The sequence below is a fragment of the Candidatus Aminicenantes bacterium genome (assembly GCA_026393855.1).
Lineage (GTDB): Bacteria > Acidobacteriota > Aminicenantia > Aminicenantales > UBA4085 > UBA4085.
In genome coordinates, this window is record JAPKZJ010000027.1 from 15,973 (window position 1) to 32,627 (window position 16,655).

Annotated in this window: 15 protein-coding genes; 8 read left to right on the forward strand and 7 right to left on the reverse strand. The window is 64.6% G+C overall.

What is annotated here, in order from left to right; all coding sequences use genetic code 11:
* Positions 1-96: 96 nt before the first annotated feature.
* Positions 97-1,176, reverse strand: a complete 1,080-nt coding sequence (locus NTZ26_04000) for a glycosyltransferase family 9 protein (GenBank protein MCX6559654.1) — start codon at positions 1,174-1,176, stop codon at positions 97-99.
* Entirely contained in the window at positions 1,148-1,336 is a 189-nt protein-coding gene (locus tag NTZ26_04005; protein ID MCX6559655.1) for a Trm112 family protein, read from the reverse strand. Before NTZ26_04005 ends, NTZ26_04000 begins: the two co-directional genes overlap by 29 nt.
* A 119-nt stretch (positions 1,337-1,455) precedes the next feature.
* Here NTZ26_04005 and NTZ26_04010 point away from each other — a divergent pair, with 119 nt between their 5' ends.
* From NTZ26_04010 to NTZ26_04020, 3 genes are read left to right on the forward strand one after another with little or no spacing between them, the layout of a single operon-like run.
* The gene (locus tag NTZ26_04010; GenBank protein ID MCX6559656.1) at positions 1,456-2,595 is read left to right on the forward strand and encodes a glycosyltransferase; all 1,140 of its coding nucleotides are present in this window, start codon (positions 1,456-1,458) and stop codon (positions 2,593-2,595) included.
* On the forward strand, positions 2,592-3,383 hold the full coding sequence (locus NTZ26_04015; GenBank protein MCX6559657.1) for a phosphotransferase: 792 nt from the start codon (positions 2,592-2,594) through the stop codon (positions 3,381-3,383). The genes NTZ26_04010 and NTZ26_04015 overlap by 4 nt, the downstream gene beginning before the upstream one ends.
* On the forward strand, positions 3,380-4,660 hold the full coding sequence (locus tag NTZ26_04020; GenBank protein ID MCX6559658.1) for a hypothetical protein: 1,281 nt from the start codon (positions 3,380-3,382) through the stop codon (positions 4,658-4,660). The genes NTZ26_04015 and NTZ26_04020 overlap by 4 nt, the downstream gene beginning before the upstream one ends.
* 30 nt (positions 4,661-4,690) lie before the next feature.
* On the opposite strand, the gene NTZ26_04025 is transcribed toward NTZ26_04020, so the two are convergent.
* Both NTZ26_04025 and NTZ26_04030 read right to left on the reverse strand, forming a co-directional pair.
* Positions 4,691-5,932 (reverse strand): SH3 domain-containing protein, encoded by a 1,242-nt coding sequence (locus tag NTZ26_04025; GenBank protein ID MCX6559659.1) that lies wholly within the window; start codon positions 5,930-5,932, stop codon positions 4,691-4,693.
* Positions 5,933-6,028: 96 nt separating this feature from the next.
* Positions 6,029-6,904, reverse strand: coding sequence for a hypothetical protein (locus tag NTZ26_04030; GenBank protein ID MCX6559660.1), 876 nt, complete (start codon positions 6,902-6,904; stop codon positions 6,029-6,031).
* Between the two features lie 623 nt (positions 6,905-7,527).
* Here NTZ26_04030 and NTZ26_04035 point away from each other — a divergent pair.
* The 5 genes from NTZ26_04035 to NTZ26_04055 all read left to right on the forward strand — a co-directional run bounded on the left by NTZ26_04035 (position 7,528) and on the right by NTZ26_04055 (position 13,406).
* Positions 7,528-8,307, forward strand: coding sequence for a DUF1573 domain-containing protein (locus tag NTZ26_04035; GenBank protein ID MCX6559661.1), 780 nt, complete (start codon positions 7,528-7,530; stop codon positions 8,305-8,307).
* 99 nt (positions 8,308-8,406) lie between these two features.
* Positions 8,407-9,519, forward strand: coding sequence for a DNA-processing protein DprA (gene dprA / locus NTZ26_04040; GenBank protein MCX6559662.1), 1,113 nt, complete (start codon positions 8,407-8,409; stop codon positions 9,517-9,519).
* A complete protein-coding gene (gene topA, locus NTZ26_04045; protein ID MCX6559663.1) occupies positions 9,519-11,783 on the forward strand; it encodes a type I DNA topoisomerase in 2,265 nt (754 codons plus the stop codon). The genes dprA and topA overlap by 1 nt, the downstream gene beginning before the upstream one ends.
* Complete coding sequence (gene xerC / locus NTZ26_04050) at positions 11,767-12,654, forward strand: tyrosine recombinase XerC (GenBank protein ID MCX6559664.1); 888 nt, start codon at positions 11,767-11,769, stop codon at positions 12,652-12,654. Before topA ends, xerC begins: the two co-directional genes overlap by 17 nt.
* Positions 12,655-13,118: 464 nt before the next feature.
* Positions 13,119-13,406: a helix-hairpin-helix domain-containing protein gene (locus NTZ26_04055; GenBank protein ID MCX6559665.1), complete on the forward strand. Its 288-nt coding sequence runs from the start codon at positions 13,119-13,121 to the stop codon at positions 13,404-13,406.
* A 72-nt stretch (positions 13,407-13,478) separates the two neighbouring features.
* Here NTZ26_04055 and rdgB read toward each other — a convergent pair whose 3' ends face one another.
* From rdgB to NTZ26_04070, 3 genes are read right to left on the reverse strand one after another with little or no spacing between them, the layout of a single operon-like run.
* The gene (gene rdgB, locus NTZ26_04060) at positions 13,479-14,081 is read right to left on the reverse strand and encodes an RdgB/HAM1 family non-canonical purine NTP pyrophosphatase (GenBank protein MCX6559666.1); all 603 of its coding nucleotides are present in this window, start codon (positions 14,079-14,081) and stop codon (positions 13,479-13,481) included.
* A gap of 5 nt (positions 14,082-14,086) precedes the next feature.
* Positions 14,087-14,995 (reverse strand): UbiA family prenyltransferase, encoded by a 909-nt coding sequence (locus NTZ26_04065; GenBank protein MCX6559667.1) that lies wholly within the window; start codon positions 14,993-14,995, stop codon positions 14,087-14,089.
* On the reverse strand, positions 14,992-15,903 hold the full coding sequence (locus tag NTZ26_04070; GenBank protein ID MCX6559668.1) for a class I SAM-dependent methyltransferase: 912 nt from the start codon (positions 15,901-15,903) through the stop codon (positions 14,992-14,994). The genes NTZ26_04065 and NTZ26_04070 overlap by 4 nt, the downstream gene beginning before the upstream one ends.
* Positions 15,904-16,655: the final 752 nt, after the last annotated feature.

Sequence of the window (16,655 nt, forward strand, 5' to 3'; positions counted from 1 at the left end):
TATAACAAAAGAATAGGGGTACAGTATACGTAAATCCCGATTTCCAGCGAGATCTGAGCCGCCCTTTCGTTGATGGAGAACAAAAGAAATAGGGATTTACGTATACTGTACCCCTATTAATTTTTCGCCGGCGGCGGCGACTTCGGCCGGGGTGATCGTCCGCAGGCATCGGTAATCCGCCGAGACGCAAACCCGCTGCGGGCAGGGCCGGCAGTCCATATCCTTTTGAATCAGGATGGCCCGGCCTTCCGTCCGCCAGGGCGCGAAATGAGCGATCTCGGTCGGGCCGAAGAGGGCCACGATCGGCGTCGGCGTCGAAGCGGCGATGTGCATCGGCCCGCTGTCCGGACCGACAAAAAGGGCGGCTCGGGCGACAAGCGCCCGCGTTTCGATCAGGTTGAGCCGTCCGGCCAGGCCAGCGACGCGGCCGCCGGCCGCGGCTCCGGTTATTACTTCTTCTTGGCGGGTGAGGTCGCCGGGGCCCCCGATCAAAGCGACTTTAAAATCGGGCCGGCGGGCCAGCGCCGCGGCAAGAACCGCATGATTTTCGCTTCCCCAGTCGCGGAAGGCGTTGCCCGCCCCGACGTGGAGAACGGCGTACTTTTTGTCGGCCAGACCGAATTCCGCCATGACGGCCCCGACCCGCGTCTTTTCCTCGGCCGTGGCTTCGGGCAATTGGTAGGCAGGGAGCGCCGCGTCGTTAAACTCGAAGCCCAGGGCGCGCACCAGCTCGGCGTGCGACTGGGCGCTGTGCCGGACGCCGCGCTCCGGCTGCCTCGGCACGGCGCGGTCGTAGAGAAAGCTCTTGCCGCGCAAGGCGTAACCGACCTTGAGCTTGGCCCCGGAGAAGGCCGTGATCCAGGAGGCCCGCGGGCCGCCGTGAAAGTCGAGCACGGCGTCGAACCGCTCCCGGCGCACTTGGCGGAGCAGGCCGAAGAAGGCCCGGCGGTCCTGCTTGGCCGGGACGGCCAGGACGCGGTCGACGGCCGGCAGGCCCTCGACCAGGCGTCGATAGGGCTCTTCGATCAGGTAGGTCAGGGCGGATTCGGGCAGAAACGATTTGAGCAGCGCCACGGCGGGAGTGGTCATGACGACGTCGCCGATGCGGCGCAGGCGGATGAGGAGGATGTGGCGCGGGCGGGCGGGCTCAGCTTCGCGTCGGCCGGTCGGGCTCAATCGTGGCCTCTTCGATGATCATGACGGGGATGTCGTCCTCGATCCGGTAGACGCGCGCGCACTGGACGCACTTCAGGCCTTTCCCGTCGGCCGTCAGGTTGACGTCGGTCTTACACTTGGGGCAGGCGAGAATCTCGAGCAGCTCGGGGGCGATGGCCATGGCGCGTCTCCTTACCGCTTGTAGGATACCGCAAGGGGCGTCTTGCCTGCAACAGCGAAAGGGCGGAACGGAAGCGATCCTTTATTTTTCGCGGCGAAAATCGTATGTTAGGTCCGCATATGATCCCATCCTCCGGGCCGGCGGGCTTCGTCTTTTTCGGGGCCTACGACCCCGCCTATCCGCGCTCGGCCGTCATCCGCCGCGGCTTGCGGCAAAACGGCGCCGTCGTTTCGGAATGCCCCGCCTCGACCCACTGGCGGGTCTGGCTGCGCTACCCGATGCTCGTCCTCCGATTTCTCCGCTCCCGGCGCGAGCGGCAGGCGGCCGAGGCGCGGGTCCTCCGCCGCTTTCTATTCGTACCCGAGTTCTGCGCCAAGGACGTCCCGCTGGCCAAGCTGATCGGGCTTCTCACGGCTCGCCGGGTCGTCTTCGATCCGTTGGCCGCCCGCTACGAAACCAAGATTCTGGATTGGCGGCGCAAACCGCCCTCTTCGCCGACGGCCTGGTGGAATTTTAAAATTGACGCGGCCGCCTTCCGGCTGGCCGACGTCATCCTGGCGGATACCGCGGCCCACAAGGATTATTTCTGCCGGACCTATCGAATCGATCCGGGCAAAGTCCGGGTCCTCTATCTCGGATTCGACGACGAGGCCTTCCGTCCCGCCGCCGTGTCGGCCCCCGCCCCCGACGCGGCCCGACCGTTCCGGGTGCTTTTCTTCGGTTCATTCCTCCCCCTGCACGGGGTCGAGATCGTCGTCGAAGCGGCCAAGCTTCTGGCCAAGGAGGCCGACATCCGATTCCGATTCGTCGGCGACGGGCAGACTTTCCCGGCCGTGCGGGAGTTCACGGCACGGCACCGCCTGACCAATGTCGAGCTCGTCGGCCGCGTCCCGTTTCTCCGGCTGCCGGTGGAGATCGCCGACGCCGATCTCTGCCTAGGCGTTTTCGGGCGGACAGAGAAAGCCCGCCGGGTGATCCCGCATAAAATTTATCAGGCGATGGCCGTGGGCAAGCCGGTCGTCACCGCCCGCACGCCTAGCGTCGAAGAAATCTTCGCCCACCGCCGAAACATCTATTTGTGCGACGAGCCGCTCGGCCCCGCCCTGGCGCTGGCCATCCTGGAGCTGAAGAGGGACGGCGCCCTGCGCGAGGCGTTGGGGACTGCCGGCGGCCGGCTGGTCCGGGAGAGGTTCGCGCCGAAGGCCATCGGCCGCACGCTTCTCGACGATCTGGCCGCATCCCGAAGGCGGCGCGGATGAAGACGAAGATCCGGGTGGAGCCGCGCTTCGATTGTCCCGAATTCCGGGCCTGGCTGGCGACGATCGAAGGGCTCGCGGCAGTACCCGGCGCCGAAGTTCTTCACGCGGCCCGTAACTTGGTCACGGCCGTCCCGGTCCCGCTGGCCGATGGGAGCGCGCTCGACCTCGTAGTCAAGGAGTTCCGCCCGCGCGGGCTCCATCGCCTGCGGACGCTCGTCGGCCGGTCCAAGGCCGAACGGTCCGCGCGGGGCGCCGCGTGGCTCCAGGCGGCCGGCCTGCGCACGCCGGCTACGGCGGCCGTGTTGGAGCAGCGCCGGCGCGGCACGGTGGAAAAGGCCTGGTTCGTGGCCGAGCGGGTCCGGGGAGCGGTCGAGATCCGGTCGCTCTTGCGGGAGCTCGAGGCGCCGGAGCTAAGGCGGCTGCTGGCCGCCCTGGCCCGGGACCTCCGAGCCGCCCACGAGGCCGGAATCCTGCACCGCGATCTCTCCGACGGCAACATCCTGGTCGAGCGAGGGCCCGGCGGAGCATTCGTCTTTCACTTCCTCGACACCAATCGGGTCCGCCGGAAGCGCCGCCTCGGCCGGTCCGTCCGGGCCAAGAATCTCATTCGCCTCGGCGTGCCGGAAGGCGCGCGGCGCGAATTTCTAGGCTTCTATGCCGGCGAAGGCGGCCCGGATCCGTCTTTCGTCCGGCGGTACGAGAAGTCCAAGGCGGCCTTCGAGCGCTGGCTGCGCTTTAAAAAGAAGGCGCGTCTGCGGCAGTGGGCTCGGAGGCTCAAGCTCCAATGAGCTTCAAATTCGACTGGAATCCGTTCGCCGACCAGCCGCACAACGTGGCCCCGCGGTCGGAGCGGATGCGGCATCATTACCGGCGCTGGCCGGTTTATCTGGGTATGCTGGGGTCCGACCTCGTTCACGGGCCGGCCATGGCCTTCCGATATTGGCGCAATCGCCGGCGCATGTACGGAGCGCCGGTCGTGATCCGGCCCGACATGTTTGCGGTTTCGGTCTCGCCCGAAGCGCTGCCGATCGGCGAGACCACGGCCCTTCTGCGCGAGATCGGCGTCCGCCAGACACTCTTCCGGGTTGCGTCGTGGGAGCGGGGGAAGCTGGCCGCAAGCGAAGCCTTTGCCCGCCGTCTGCGCGAAGCGGGGTTCGAGGTCGTTATCTCTATTCTCCAGCGCCGGGACGATGTGTTCGACGCGGCGGGCTGGACCGCTTTCCTCGAGGAAACGTTCCGGAGGCTGGGCCCGATCGCCTCGGCCTTCGAGATCGGCCATGCCTGGAATCGGACCAAATGGGGCGTTTGGGATCACACCGAATACGTCAAGCTGGCCCGGGCCGCGGCCGCGGCGAGAGGCGGATCCGCGGCGAGACTCGCCGGTCCGGCGGTCATCGACTTCGAGTTCCACCTTTATCCGCCGGTGCTGCGGGCCGTGGAGTTCGACGTCGTGACGTCGCTTCTCTATGTCGACCGGATGGGCGCGCCCGAAAACGCCCAGGCCGGTTGGACGGCCGAGAAAAAGTTCGCTCTGTTCAAGGCCGCGGCGGGGTGCGGCCGGGTGAAAGATCCGGAGTTCTGGGTCAGCGAGGTCAACTGGCCGCTCGATGGCACCGGGAAATACTCGCCGGCCGCGGGCAAGCCGATGGTGTCCGAGGACGCCCAAGCCGATTATCTCGTTCGCTACTACATCCTCGGGCTTGCCTCGGGGCTCGTCGATCGGATCTATTGGTGGCAATTGGCCGCGCCGGGCTACGGGCTGGTGGATACGCGGGAGACGCCGGCCCGGCGCCGGCCCGCGTTTCACGCCTTTCGGACGATGGTAGAGAATCTTCAGGGCGCGGAATTCGTGCGCCGGGAGCAGCCGCGTGGAGGGAACGTCTTTTATTTCCGCAAAGGCGGATGCGAATTCGCGGTGGCCTGGACCAACGGCCCGGCTTTCAATCTGACGCTGGCTGCGGCGCCGGCCGCGGTGCTCGACCGCGACGGCGGGGCGCTTCCGGCCGCGCGGGTCGTGCGCGTCGACGGCCGCCCCCGCTATTTAATAGGGGGCAGGCCGGGTTAATTCCGTCAAGAGTTAAGACCTGACCCCTACTCAGAACTTGAATTTCAACCCGGCCTTGAGGGAAATCCCCAGCAAGTCGAGGGTTGCTTCGCGGGCGTTGGCAACCCCGCCTTCGGTCGGCCGCTTGGAGCGGATGAAGGTCAGGGGGAATGAGTCGAACTGGGTCGGCTTGGCGTCATAGGCATAGAGCAGCCCCGTCTCCGTGACGGCCTCGTCGAGGGTCGAATCCAGGTAGGTCCCGGTGCCGTCGAATCCCGAGATTTTGCCGATCTGGCCGCCGGCCTCGATGAGGAATCCGATGCTGGGCCCGAGGGTCAGCTCGATGCCTAGGGCGCCGTAGGCGCCGAAGCCGAAAGCCGAGGCCTCGCCCGTCCATTCCTGCCAAAACTGATCGTGCGTGAAATGATAGGTGTAGGAGGCCTTGGCCGGGACGACCATGAGGCCCGCCTTGGCGTAGAAGGACGGCACGGGCGAATAGAGGAGGCCGGCCTTGATCGGGATGGCGGAAAAGCCGGGCCCGGCGCTGAAGGAGTTGGCCGACCCGGTCGTGGCGTAGGTCACGAGAGTCGTGGCGGAGGCGCCGGCGTATCCGGCACCGATGGTCAGGGCGAATCTTCCGCCGATGGGGATTTGAATCTCGGCTTCGAAGGGAAAGACGAGCCGCAATCGCGACAGCGTCAGATCGGCCGCGGCCCCGAGCTGGTATCCGAAATAATCGGCCAGCCCCTGGGAACCGTCGTTGAGGTCGCCCACGGCGGCGATCAGGCCGCCGCCCCCGATAACAAGGGCGGGGCGGAGCGGCTCGAAGCCGTAATTATCCGTCTTGGCCGCCGGCGTTTCCACGGCGGGCTCCGTTCGGTGGACCGGCGCGGGCTCGGTTCGCGCGGGAGGCGGCGTGGTCTCGGCCGGCTTGGGCTTCGGCTGCGTCACCCGCTCCACAATGCGCGTTTTCTTCTCGGGCACGGCCGGTTCGTCCAGCGGAAGCACCAGGCTCTCGTGGACATAGCCCGAATTCGTCCCCGTCTCGTCGGGCTCGAGGGCGACGAGGTACCACTCGCCGTCTTTGCGCGAAGCTTCGAGAAGCGCTCCCTCGGGGATCTGGCGCACGATCAAGCTCGAGATCGACGGCTTTTGGCGGATGTTGGCTATCTCGGCCGTGACTTTCAGCCGGATGATGGGGGCCGCAGCCGCAGCCGAAGCGGCTTCGACTCCAACGGCCATGGCCAGGAGGATTCCGAGAGCGGCGGTGAGGATCGAACGTCGGATCATCATAGTCGACCTCATGTTTGTTCTTTCATTTCATTATAGCACAGCCGGGCGGGGACGGGAGGCGGTCGGGCGGGCCGCCGCGATGGGAGAAGAATCTTTTTATCTGAGCCGGAAGCGCAGGCCGGCCGAAACGTGAAGGAGCGAGGGATCGACCGCAAGCGGCCGCGTAGCCGTTCGGGCGGCCGCGGCCGAGGCCGCGTCGAGGGTCGCCGATAAGGCCGAGTCGTCCAGGCCGGGCATCGATCCCGGCTTCCAAGTCCAGTCGAAGGATTTGGCGGGCGAATGGAAATAGCGCACCTCAAAAAACAAGGCCGTAGAGGGACCGATCGGGAGGTCGGACGTCAGCCCCGCGTGCAGGCCTGCCGCGATCCAGGTTTGGTCGGGGATGGAAACGGAAGCGCGGTAAGCGCCTGCCGTTCCGGCCGCGGACGCGGCCAGCATGCCCGCCTCGGTCTCGATGACGATGGAATGGAGGATCAGGGCCGGTCCGGCCGAAAAAATCAGTGACGAGCTGCGCCCCGTCCAGCGGACCGCCAAGCCGAGATAAATGGGGACGGCGGTGATCTCGCTGGGATCGGGGGACGCGGTCAGAGCGCGGGCCGTCGAGGGGGTCGTCCCTGCCGTCTTGAACCCGGCCGAAGCCGCGAGGCCGTTCTTGGCGTAGCCGAACCCGGCCACGATTCCAATGGCCCGGCCGAAGAAGCGGGTGTAGGAACCGCCGACGAAAAAGGACGTCGCGGGGGCGGCGGCCAACGCGTTCTGGGCCGACATCCCGGCCAGGGGCGGGGCTGTCCAGCTCTGATGGTGAAGGGACTCGGCCCCGGAGAAAGAGAAGGCAGCTCCGAGCGTTAGCCCGATTTCGCCCTGCGGGCGGGGCGGGGCTTGGGCGGCAAGGGAGAGGGGCCGGGCGGCGAGAATCGTCAGCCAAAGAGTCGCGGCGATTGCGGCGTATCGGCGGGCGTGGCACGGATTCATTTTCGCTCGCGATTATAGCAGGGATTCCTTTGGAGGGGGAACCTTTGACGGGTTCCCCCTCCAACGCAATCGTCAAGGGGACGATTGCTGCCACCCCTTCAAGGTAGCCTTCTCCCATGAATGCGATTTTATCGTTTCTGAAAAGTCTTTTACTAGGGCGAGAGATGCGGGGGTGAGCGCCGATGCGGTCGCTTCGCAGTCCTCGTCACGACCGGCGCCTCGCCCGTCGTCGCGAGGGCGGAAATTTCGCCTAAGCGTAGCCGCATTCCAATTTCTTTTATTGGTATTACCCCTCCTGCCTCCCCTAAACAGGGGAGGATTCGTCATGCGGCTCCGAAAGGTGCGGCCCGGAAAGAGGCAGGACGGCGAGGATGTCTGAGCACTTTTCTTCCTATTCGGAAGAAAAGTACAGAGTTCCGAGCCGGCTAATTATTTTAATAGTTTCGAAAATCTAGGATGGAATTCGAACGGCGAAGGCTCCATGGAGGGGTAGCAGAACCGCCGGCGCGTAGCCGGCGGGGCGTTGGAGGGGAACCCCGCTAAAGGGTTCCCCTCCAAGGGAGTCCGAGCCCTTCTTGAATTAGGCTTCCGTCTGGGTTAAATTGGCCCGGGGAGGTTATCCCATGAACCCAATGCGCGCCCGCCGGATCGTCCTCATCGCCCTCCTGGCCCTGACGGCCGCGGCTTCCTTCGCCGCGCCGGGCGCGGCCAAGGGGCCCAAGATCGCCTTCAAGGAAGACGCCTGGAACTTCGGCCGGGCCAAGATGGGGGCCGACCTCGTCCACGAGTTCGCTTTCAAGAACGAAGGGGACGCCACGCTCAAGATCATCAACGTCGAAACCTCCTGCGGCTGCACCGCCGCCCTTGTCTCGGATAAAAAGGTCGAGCCGGGGAAATCGGGCAAGATCAAGGTCACTTTCAGCACTCAGGGCTACGCCGGCGAAGTCGTCAAGTACATCTATGTGGAGACGGACGACCCCGTCCAGCCGCGCGTCCAGCTCAAGATCACGGCCGCCGTCGACGTCCCGCCCCAGCCGCGGATCGATTTCGACCGCTACTCCTTCGATGGCGGCCTACTGGTCGAGGGCGACAGCCTGGTCGCCCCCATCACCGTCTACAACAAGGGCGAGCTGGAACTGAGGTTCGAGTGCCAGCTGACGGGCGCCCAGGTTCTCTTCGCCGGCAAGCCTGCCGCCTATCCGATCAAGGTGGCCGCCGGCAAGAGCGTCGAGCTGGTCATCAAGATGGACCTGGCCAACCGCATGGGCCCCATCCGGGAGTTCGCCCTGTTCAAGTCCAACGACCCGCTGCGGTCGACCATCTCGGTCAACCTGAACGGCTACATTGTGACCAAGGAACAGCTCCGCCAAGTGTTTCAAAAATACAAAGACTTGATCAAATAGGGGTCAGGTCTCAACATTCAACACTTGACCTTAATGTTGAATGTTGAGACCTGACCCCTTCTTTGAGATTTTTAGCAGGGCGGCGGCGTCTATCTAGACGTGGCTGTTACAGACCAAGACCGCATCCTCCTGGTGGCGCTGGGGCTGGCGCTGGCCGAGTTTCCACGCTGGCGCAGCGCCGTCGAAAAAGCCTTTCCGCGCCTGGAAGAAGCGTTCTTGGCCCCGGCCCCGGAGCTCCGCGCCATTGGTTTGGACGAGGCCCGTACGGCCGCTCTCCTCGATCCCGACCTGATAGGCCGGGCCCAAAAAGAATTTGACACCCTGACCAGGAATGGCTATTCTCTCTTGACCTTCGGGGATGACGACTACCCGGTCGCCTTAAGGGAAATCTATGATCCTCCCTCGGCCCTTTATTGCGCGGGCCATGCGGAAGCCCTCCGGGGACCGGCGGTCGCCGTCGTCGGGGCGCGGCATCCCTCGGCTTACGGCAAGTCAATGGCCGAGCGCCTGGCGGAAGACCTGGCCCGCCGCGGGCTGGTCGTGGTCAGCGGCATGGCCCGGGGGATCGACACCCTGGCCCATACCGGAGCGCTGCGGGGCGGCCGGACCGTGGCCGTTCTGGGCTCGGGGCTGGGGCAGATCTATCCGCCCGAGAACCGCCGCCTCTTCGAGCGGATCATCGAAGGGGGAGGGGCCGTGGTCACGGAGTTCCCTCTCGGGGGAGAGCCCTTGGGCTTCCATTTCCCCCTGCGCAACCGCATCATCAGCGGTTTGTCGCTCGGACTCGTCGTCGTGGAGGCGACGCGCAAGAGCGGCTCGCTGATCTCGGCCGCGATGGCCCTGGAACAGGGCCGCGAGGTCATGGCCGTCCCCGGGCCGGCGACGTCCGAGCTGAGCGGCGGCACGAACGGATTGATCCGGATCGGCGCCCGGCTCGTCGAGAGCTGGCGGGACGTGGCCGAAGAGCTTCCCGGCCCCGTGCGGGACTTTGTTTTCGCGCGCAGCCCGGACGAGCCGCCGCTGCTGCCGTCGCTGACGGCGGCCGAGGAGGCGGTGTTGGCCGGCCTCGGCCCCGACCGCGAGACGACCGTCGACGAGACGGCGGAACGGACCGGGATGACGATCCCGGAGCTCCTGGCCGCGCTGCTGGGGCTGGAGATCAAGGGCCTGGCCGTCCAAGGCCCGGGCAAGACGTATCGGAGGAAATGGTGATGGAGAAGTCGCTGGTCATCGTCGAATCGCCGGCCAAGGCGAAGACGATCAACAAATATCTGGGGTCGGACTATGTCGTCAAGGCCTCCATGGGGCACATCCGCGATCTGCCCAAGAGCAAGCTCGGCGTCGACGTCGAGAACAATTTCGCCCCTCTCTATGAGGTCATCCCCGAGCGCAAGAAGATCGTCGACGAGCTGAAGAAGGCCGCGGCCGAAGCCTCGGCCATCATCCTGGCGGCCGACCCCGACCGCGAGGGCGAGGCCATCTGCTGGCACCTCAAAGCCCTCCTGGGCGACGACACCAAGCCCCTGCACCGACTCAAGCTGCACGAGATCACCCAGCCGGCCGTGGAGGAGGCGATCCGCCATATGACCGTCCTGGATGCCGATATGTTCGACGCCCAGCAGGCCCGGCGGGTTCTTGACCGGCTGGTCGGCTACCTCATCAGCCCCCTGCTGTGGAAGAAGGTCGCCCGCGGCCTGAGCGCCGGGCGCGTCCAGAGCATCGCCCTGCGCCTCGTCTACGAGCGGGAGCTGGAGATCCGGGCCTTCGTGCCGGAGGAATACTGGACGATTTACGCCCATCTGGCCGCCGCCAACCCGCCGCCGTTCCGGGCCGCCCTGGCTAAGATCGACGGCAAGAAGGCCAAGGTCGGGGACGGGGCCGCCGCCGAGGCGATCCTGACCGATCTCAAAGACACCCCCTTCACCCTGGCCAAGATCAACGTCAAGGAGAAGAAGCGCAACCCTTCTCCGCCCTATATCACGAGCACGCTCCAGCAGGACGCCTACCAGCGGCTCCATTATCCCGTCAAGCGGACGATGTCCATCGCCCAGAAGCTGTATGAGGGCATGGCCATCGGCGAGCGGGGCCCCGTCGGCCTGATCACTTACATGCGCACGGACTCTGTGCGCATCTCGGCCGAGTCCCTGGCCTGGGCCCGGGCCTATATCGAGAAGACCTATTCGGCCCGGCATCTGCCCTCCAAGCCGAACGTCTATAAGAACAAGAGCGCCGCCCAGGACGCCCACGAGGCCATCCGGCCGACTTCGCCCGACCTGTCGCCTGAAGTGGTCAAGCCCTACCTTAAAAAGGAAGAGCTCAGCCTCTACACGATGATCTGGAATCGTTTTCTGGCTTCGCAGATGAGCCCGGCCCTGATCGAGGAGACCGAGTTCGAGGTCACGGCCAAGAAATATCTCTTTTCGGCCAAGGGCGAAGTCCTTAAATTCGCCGGCCATTTGGCCCTGACCCCCAAGGGCGAGAACGGTGAGAAGGAAACCCTGCCTGCCGCGACGGCGGGGGAGACGCTGGCCCTGCAGAGCTTGGAGCCCAAGCAGAGCTTTACCCAGCCTCCGGCCCGCTACACGGAAGGGACGCTGGTCAAGGAGCTCGAGGCCAAGGGCATCGGCCGGCCGTCCACCTATGCCCCCATCATCTCCACCCTGCAGAACCGGACTTATGTCGTCAAGATGGAAGGCAAGTTCGTACCCTCCGAGCTGGGCATGTTCGTGACCGAGTTTCTGATCAAGAACTTCCCCGACATCATGGAGATCCAGTTCACCGCCGGGATGGAGGAGGAGCTGGACAAGATCGAGGAAGGCAAGCTCGAGTGGACCGGCTCGCTCAAGGGGTTCTACGCCCGGCTGGAAAAGGACCTCAAAGCGGCGGCCAAGGTCGAAAGCGTCAAGGCCAGCGGCATCCCGCTCAACGAGATCTGCCCCAAGTGCGGCAAGCCGGTCGTCCTGAAGAGCGGACGCTTCGGCAGCTTCAAGTCCTGCTCGGGCTACCCCGACTGCGACTTCAAGGAAGCCATGGTCAAGAAGGAGATCGTGACCTTGGACGAGCTCTGCCCCGACTGCGGGAGCAACCTGGTCCAGCGCAAGGGGCGGTTCGGACTCTTCATCGCTTGCTCCGACTATCCGACCTGCAAATACATCAAGAAGAAGAAGTCCGAGGACACCGGCTTGGCCTGCCCCACGGACTGCGGCGGGACGATCCTCAAGCGCGAGACCAAGCGGGGCCGGTTCTTCTACGGCTGCAGCCGCTTCCCCAAATGCCGCTACGCCACCTGGGACGAGCCCCTCAAACAGCCCTGCCCGAAATGCGGCAAGCCGTTCGTCCTCCGCCACAGCACCAAGAAGGACGGCACCTACATCCACTGCCAGGACGAGGTTTGCGGCTGGCGGGAGGAGGCCGAGGGCGCTACAATAGCCCCGAAGGCCAAGGAGCCGGCCGTCAAGGATGCGCAAGGCGATTGACGAGTTTCTCGAACATCTGACTTACGGTCGAAACGCCTCGCCCCATACCGTCTCCGGCTATCGCATCGACCTCCTGCAGCTGACCGCCCATCTTGAGGCCCGCGGGCTCGGTCTCCGCGACGTGGACAACGTCGTTCTGCGCGGGTACCTGCACGAGCTGGCCGCCGCCCATCAGGCCAAATCCTCGGTCGCCCGCAAGCTGGCCGCCATCCGATCCTTCTTCAAGTTCTGTCTCAAACAAGGCCTGGTCGACGACAATCCGGCCCAGGTCGTTTCCACTCCCAAGCTCGACCGGCCCGTGCCGGAATTTCTATCCGAGAACGAGATGCTGCGCTTCCTGGATGAGCCCGACAAGGACGACATCCTGGGGCTGCGCGACCGGGCCATCCTGGAGCTGTTCTACGCCACCGGCATCCGGCTGAGCGAGCTGACCGGGATCGATCTGGCCGACATGAGCCTGGAGGACCGCCTGCTCAAGGTCCGCGGCAAGGGCAAGAAGGAGCGGCTTGTGCCCTTCGGCCGCAAGGCGGTGGAGCGTATGGACGCCTACCTGCGGTTGCGGCCGACGCTGCTGGGCGCGAACTTCGGCGAGTCGGCGGTCTTCCTGAATTACCGGGGCGGGCGGATCTCCCCGCGTTCGGTCGAGCGGCTGGTCGAGAAGTATGTCAAGCGCTCGCTCCTGCGGCGCGGGGTCAGCCCGCACGCCCTGCGCCACTCCTTCGCTTCGCACCTGCTGGGTCGGGGGGCCGACCTGCGGGTCATCCAGGAGCTGCTGGGCCACGAGAGCCTGGCCACGACCCAGAAATACACTCACCTCAACGTCAAGCAATTGCTGGACGTGTACAAGAAGAGCCACCCCCGGGCCCGCTAGATCTCGGGGTTTGGGGGCCAAAGACGTTCGCTCCCCCAGCGAGGGAGCTCACTCCGGCCGGCTCGGTCGCTCCTCCTGAACTCTCACGAGAACTTGGGAATCGGAGAGTCATTGGAGGAGGCTACCATGAGGGGGAGGCAGCCCTTGGCGTTGGAGGGGGAACCCATCAATGGTTCCCCCTCCAAGGGAGTCCCCGCTCCCTCGCCGACCCTATGCTGAAGCATAGGGCTACAAAGCTCGTGGCTTTGGCCCCCAATACCCCTCGGTCAAGCAATGTTTCTAAGAATTTGAATTGATCATCGTTATCTTCTGTAAACGCAGGGAGTCGGAAACGGCTCTCAAGACGACTCGCGTTGACGCGGACGTGGGGAAAATCATGGTCATACACAGAGAATAAGGCGGGAAGAATCCGCGCCATACTGGCACGCCTTTCGCATTAGAAGAGAGCGAAAGGAGGTGCTCACATGAGAGCCCATTTGATGAAAGGCGTTGCGACGGTCATGGTCCTCAGCCTGTTCCTGTCCCCGCTCCTGGCGATGCAGGGGCCGAACAAGGCCGCGGACAAGATCAACATCAACTCCGCCTCGTCGGACGAGCTGCAGAAGCTGCCGCAGATCGGCCCCAAGATTGCCCAGCGGATCATCGACTTCCGCAAGCAGAACGGGCCCTTCAAGAAGGCCGAGGAGCTGATGAAGGTCACGGGTATCGGCGAGAAGATCTACGCCAAGCTCAAAGACCTGATCTCGGTTTGATCTCCTGCCCCCCAAGGGTGTGCCCTCCACCCTGCGTGCCCTCACTCCGCCCCCGGGCGGGGTGAGGGCTTTTTACTTTTCGGCGAGATAAGAGGCCATCTTGCGGAGGGCGCGGCCGCGATGGCTGAATCCGTTCTTCACTTCCCCAGACAGCTCGGCGAAGGTTCGGCCGAGCCTTCGGTAAAAAAAGACCGGGTCGTAGCCGAAGCCGTGCCTGCCGCGAGGCTCTCGAAGGATCCGCCCGCGGACCCGGCCCGTCACCTGCTTGATCGCCCGGCCGTCGCGAGCCAAGACCATGCAGCAGATGAAGCGGGCGCCCCGTCGTGATTCGGGCACGGCCGCGAGATGGCGGAGAAGCTCGCGGTTGTTGCGGGCGTCGTTCGATCCCGGGCCCGAAAAGCGGGCCGAGACGACACCCGGCGCTCCGTTCAGGGCGTCGACCGCCAACCCCGAATCATCGGCCAGGGTTAGATGGCCCGTCAGGGCGGAATAGAACTCGGCCTTGCCGCGGGCGTTGGCGGCGAAGGTCAGGCCCGTCTCCTCGTAGTCCGCCGCGAGGCCCAGGTCGGCCAGGCTCAGGACGCGGAAAGGCAGGTCCTTCAGGACGATAGCGATCTCACGGGCTTTGCCGGCGTTGCCGGTGGCCACGACGAGCGGGGTGCGGGCGGGCTTCACGGCGGTCAGCGCCCGGCCGCGTCCAGGAAGAAGGACGCGACGAAAAGGGCCAGAAGAAACAGTGTGTAGATCGCGAACTTGGGGCTGGCCAGGAGCTTCTCCGGCTCTTCCATGACTTCCGCTTCGCGCAGGGTCTTGCGGAAGATCAGCAGGAAGAACACGACCAAAAACGGGGCGATGGCGAAGAAGGACGGCAGGCTCGTCCGGGCCCCGAAGAAGACGAAGGCCGCCAAGCAGACGACGGCGCTCAGAATCATGCCGGACAGAAGCTTGGTCCGGGTATACTTCTTCTGCGAGGTCCGGTAATCGCCGGCTTTCTCCTTGAGAAAGCGGAACTCGGACAGCCGCTTGGCCACCATCAGGAAATTGCCGAAGGCCCACCAGCTCAGCAGCACGGCGGCCGGCGGGAAGGGGGCGTGCGGCGCCATGGCGTACCATCCGATCAGGAACCGGATCGGGTTGTTGGCCGATTCGGAGATCGAGTCGAGGAACGGGATGTCCTTGGTCCGGATGGGCTTGACGTTGTAGACGATCCCGGCCAGAAGCAGCCCGGCCAGAGACAGCAGGAAGGGGACTTCGAAGACGACGCGGGCCAGCCCCAGGCAGGCTGCGATGAGGACCAGCCCGATCAGGGCGAAGGGACCTTTGCGGATCTCGCCGGCCACGAGAGGCCGCAATTTCTTGCTCGGGTGATGGATGTCGAAAGCCAGGTCGACGATCTCGTTGACGATATAGTTGGCCGTGGAAATGCCCCAGGTCAGGAGGAAGGCGACCGCGGCCATCCAGGCCGGCTCGAAGTAGCCGGCCGGCGGGAACGAGCTGCGATGAAGGAAGGCATAGGCGGCGCAGCCCGAAAAAATAGCCATACTGCGCGGCCAGCGCTCCAGACGCATGGCCCGCAGGTAGGCGTTCAAATGGTTTTGTCCTTCACGGCGTAGATTTCAAAGGAATCGCCGAGGGCTAATTTTATCGGAATCCTCTTCAAAAAAGAAGCGGGCCGGGAAGCGGCCCAGCCGCTCAGGGCGGAGAACCGGCTGACCAAATATTGGGCGCTGAAGGTCCAGGCGTATTTTCGGCGCAGCACGACCCGGAATCCGGCCGAGGCCAGCAGGGCGTCCAGACTGGCGTGCGAGAAATAGGCCAGGTGGCCGGGCCGCAGGTGCCACCAGCGCCGGCCGGCCAGCCGGGCGGCGAGGCTGTGGATGTCCGGGGTCACCAGACAGAGCACGCCTCCCGGCGCCAGGATCGAAGCCGCCTTGGCCACGGCCGCTCTCGGAGTCGGCGTGTGTTCGATGAAATCGACCATGGTCACGGCCCGGAAGCTTTGCGGCGGAACAGCGGCCTCCTCGAAGGACCCTTGCCGCAAGGGAATTCCATAGTGTTCCGCGGCCCAGCGGGCGGCCCAGGCGCTGGCGTCGATGCCGTCGACCTGCCAGCCGTCCCGGCGGGCCAGGTTGAGCAGGATGCCGGTCGCCGCCCCGACGTCGAAAAGCTTGCCCTTGCCGGGAGCGAGGCTTGCCAGTCGGCCGAGGATGGGGCGGAAGTTCTGCGAGCGGCCCTCGGACTCGGCGTCGTAGAGGGGGTCCTCAACCTCTTGGTAGAGGGAGAAGATGAACTCCGGGCGGGGCGAAGGGTCGGCGAAAAGATGTCCGCAGTCCAGGCACGCGGCCAGATCCCAGACCTTGCCGTATTCGCGGTCGGTGATCTTGATCGCCTCGGCGTTCAGGGCCGCCCGGTCGAGGGTGCCGCGGCGGGCCGGGCGCAGACGGGTGCCGTCGCAGGCCGGGCAGCGGAGAATTCTCTCGAATTTCGCTTCGCTCATCGTTTTGTCGGGCGGAATTTTAGCCTAAAAGCATCTTTCCGGATAGCCTGCCATTTGAAAACAATTTTATCTTTTCTGAAAAGTTTTTTGTAACGGAGCGAAGGGAGCGGGGAAACAAAAAGTCCATCGCCCAATTCCGGGGAGGGCGGTCCGGGGTGTCGTCCCGGCGGCGCGGGTTCACCACTCCTTTTTACGCTAATCCGCTCGGCGCCTCGGAACTCCGCATTCGAGATCTCCCGGTCTTGGAGACCACCCACTCCGATTCGATTCCGGTAGATTGTCGCGTGCTCAAACAGCCCTCGGCGCCCGCTGGGTGCCCTCGCGGAGAGGCGTAAAAAGCCGGAACCCGCGCGGTTTCGCCGTTGGCCGACACCCCGAACCGCCTGATCTCCCCGGAATTGGGCGAAGATCCAAATAAAACCAATTAGCTTCGCAGCACTATGCTTCAGCGCAGGGTTGATGAGCGAGCGGGCATGGTACAGCTCTTTTAAAAACTAATTCCGGTCAATACGATGGAATTCAAGCAGAAGAAGCTCCATGGAGGGGTGGCAGCCCCGCCGGCTTTAAACTGGCGGGGCGTTGGAGGGGGACCCGGCTAAAGGGTCACCCTCCAAGGGAGTCCCCCATACCCCGAGCCCTTCTTAGAGGAAAAAAGTGATCGAAAACCGTGATCGAAAACCGTTGACTTCCGCCGACCGGATATGTTAGATAACTATGTCGATTGAACTAGTCGACTACTAATACGGAGGTCC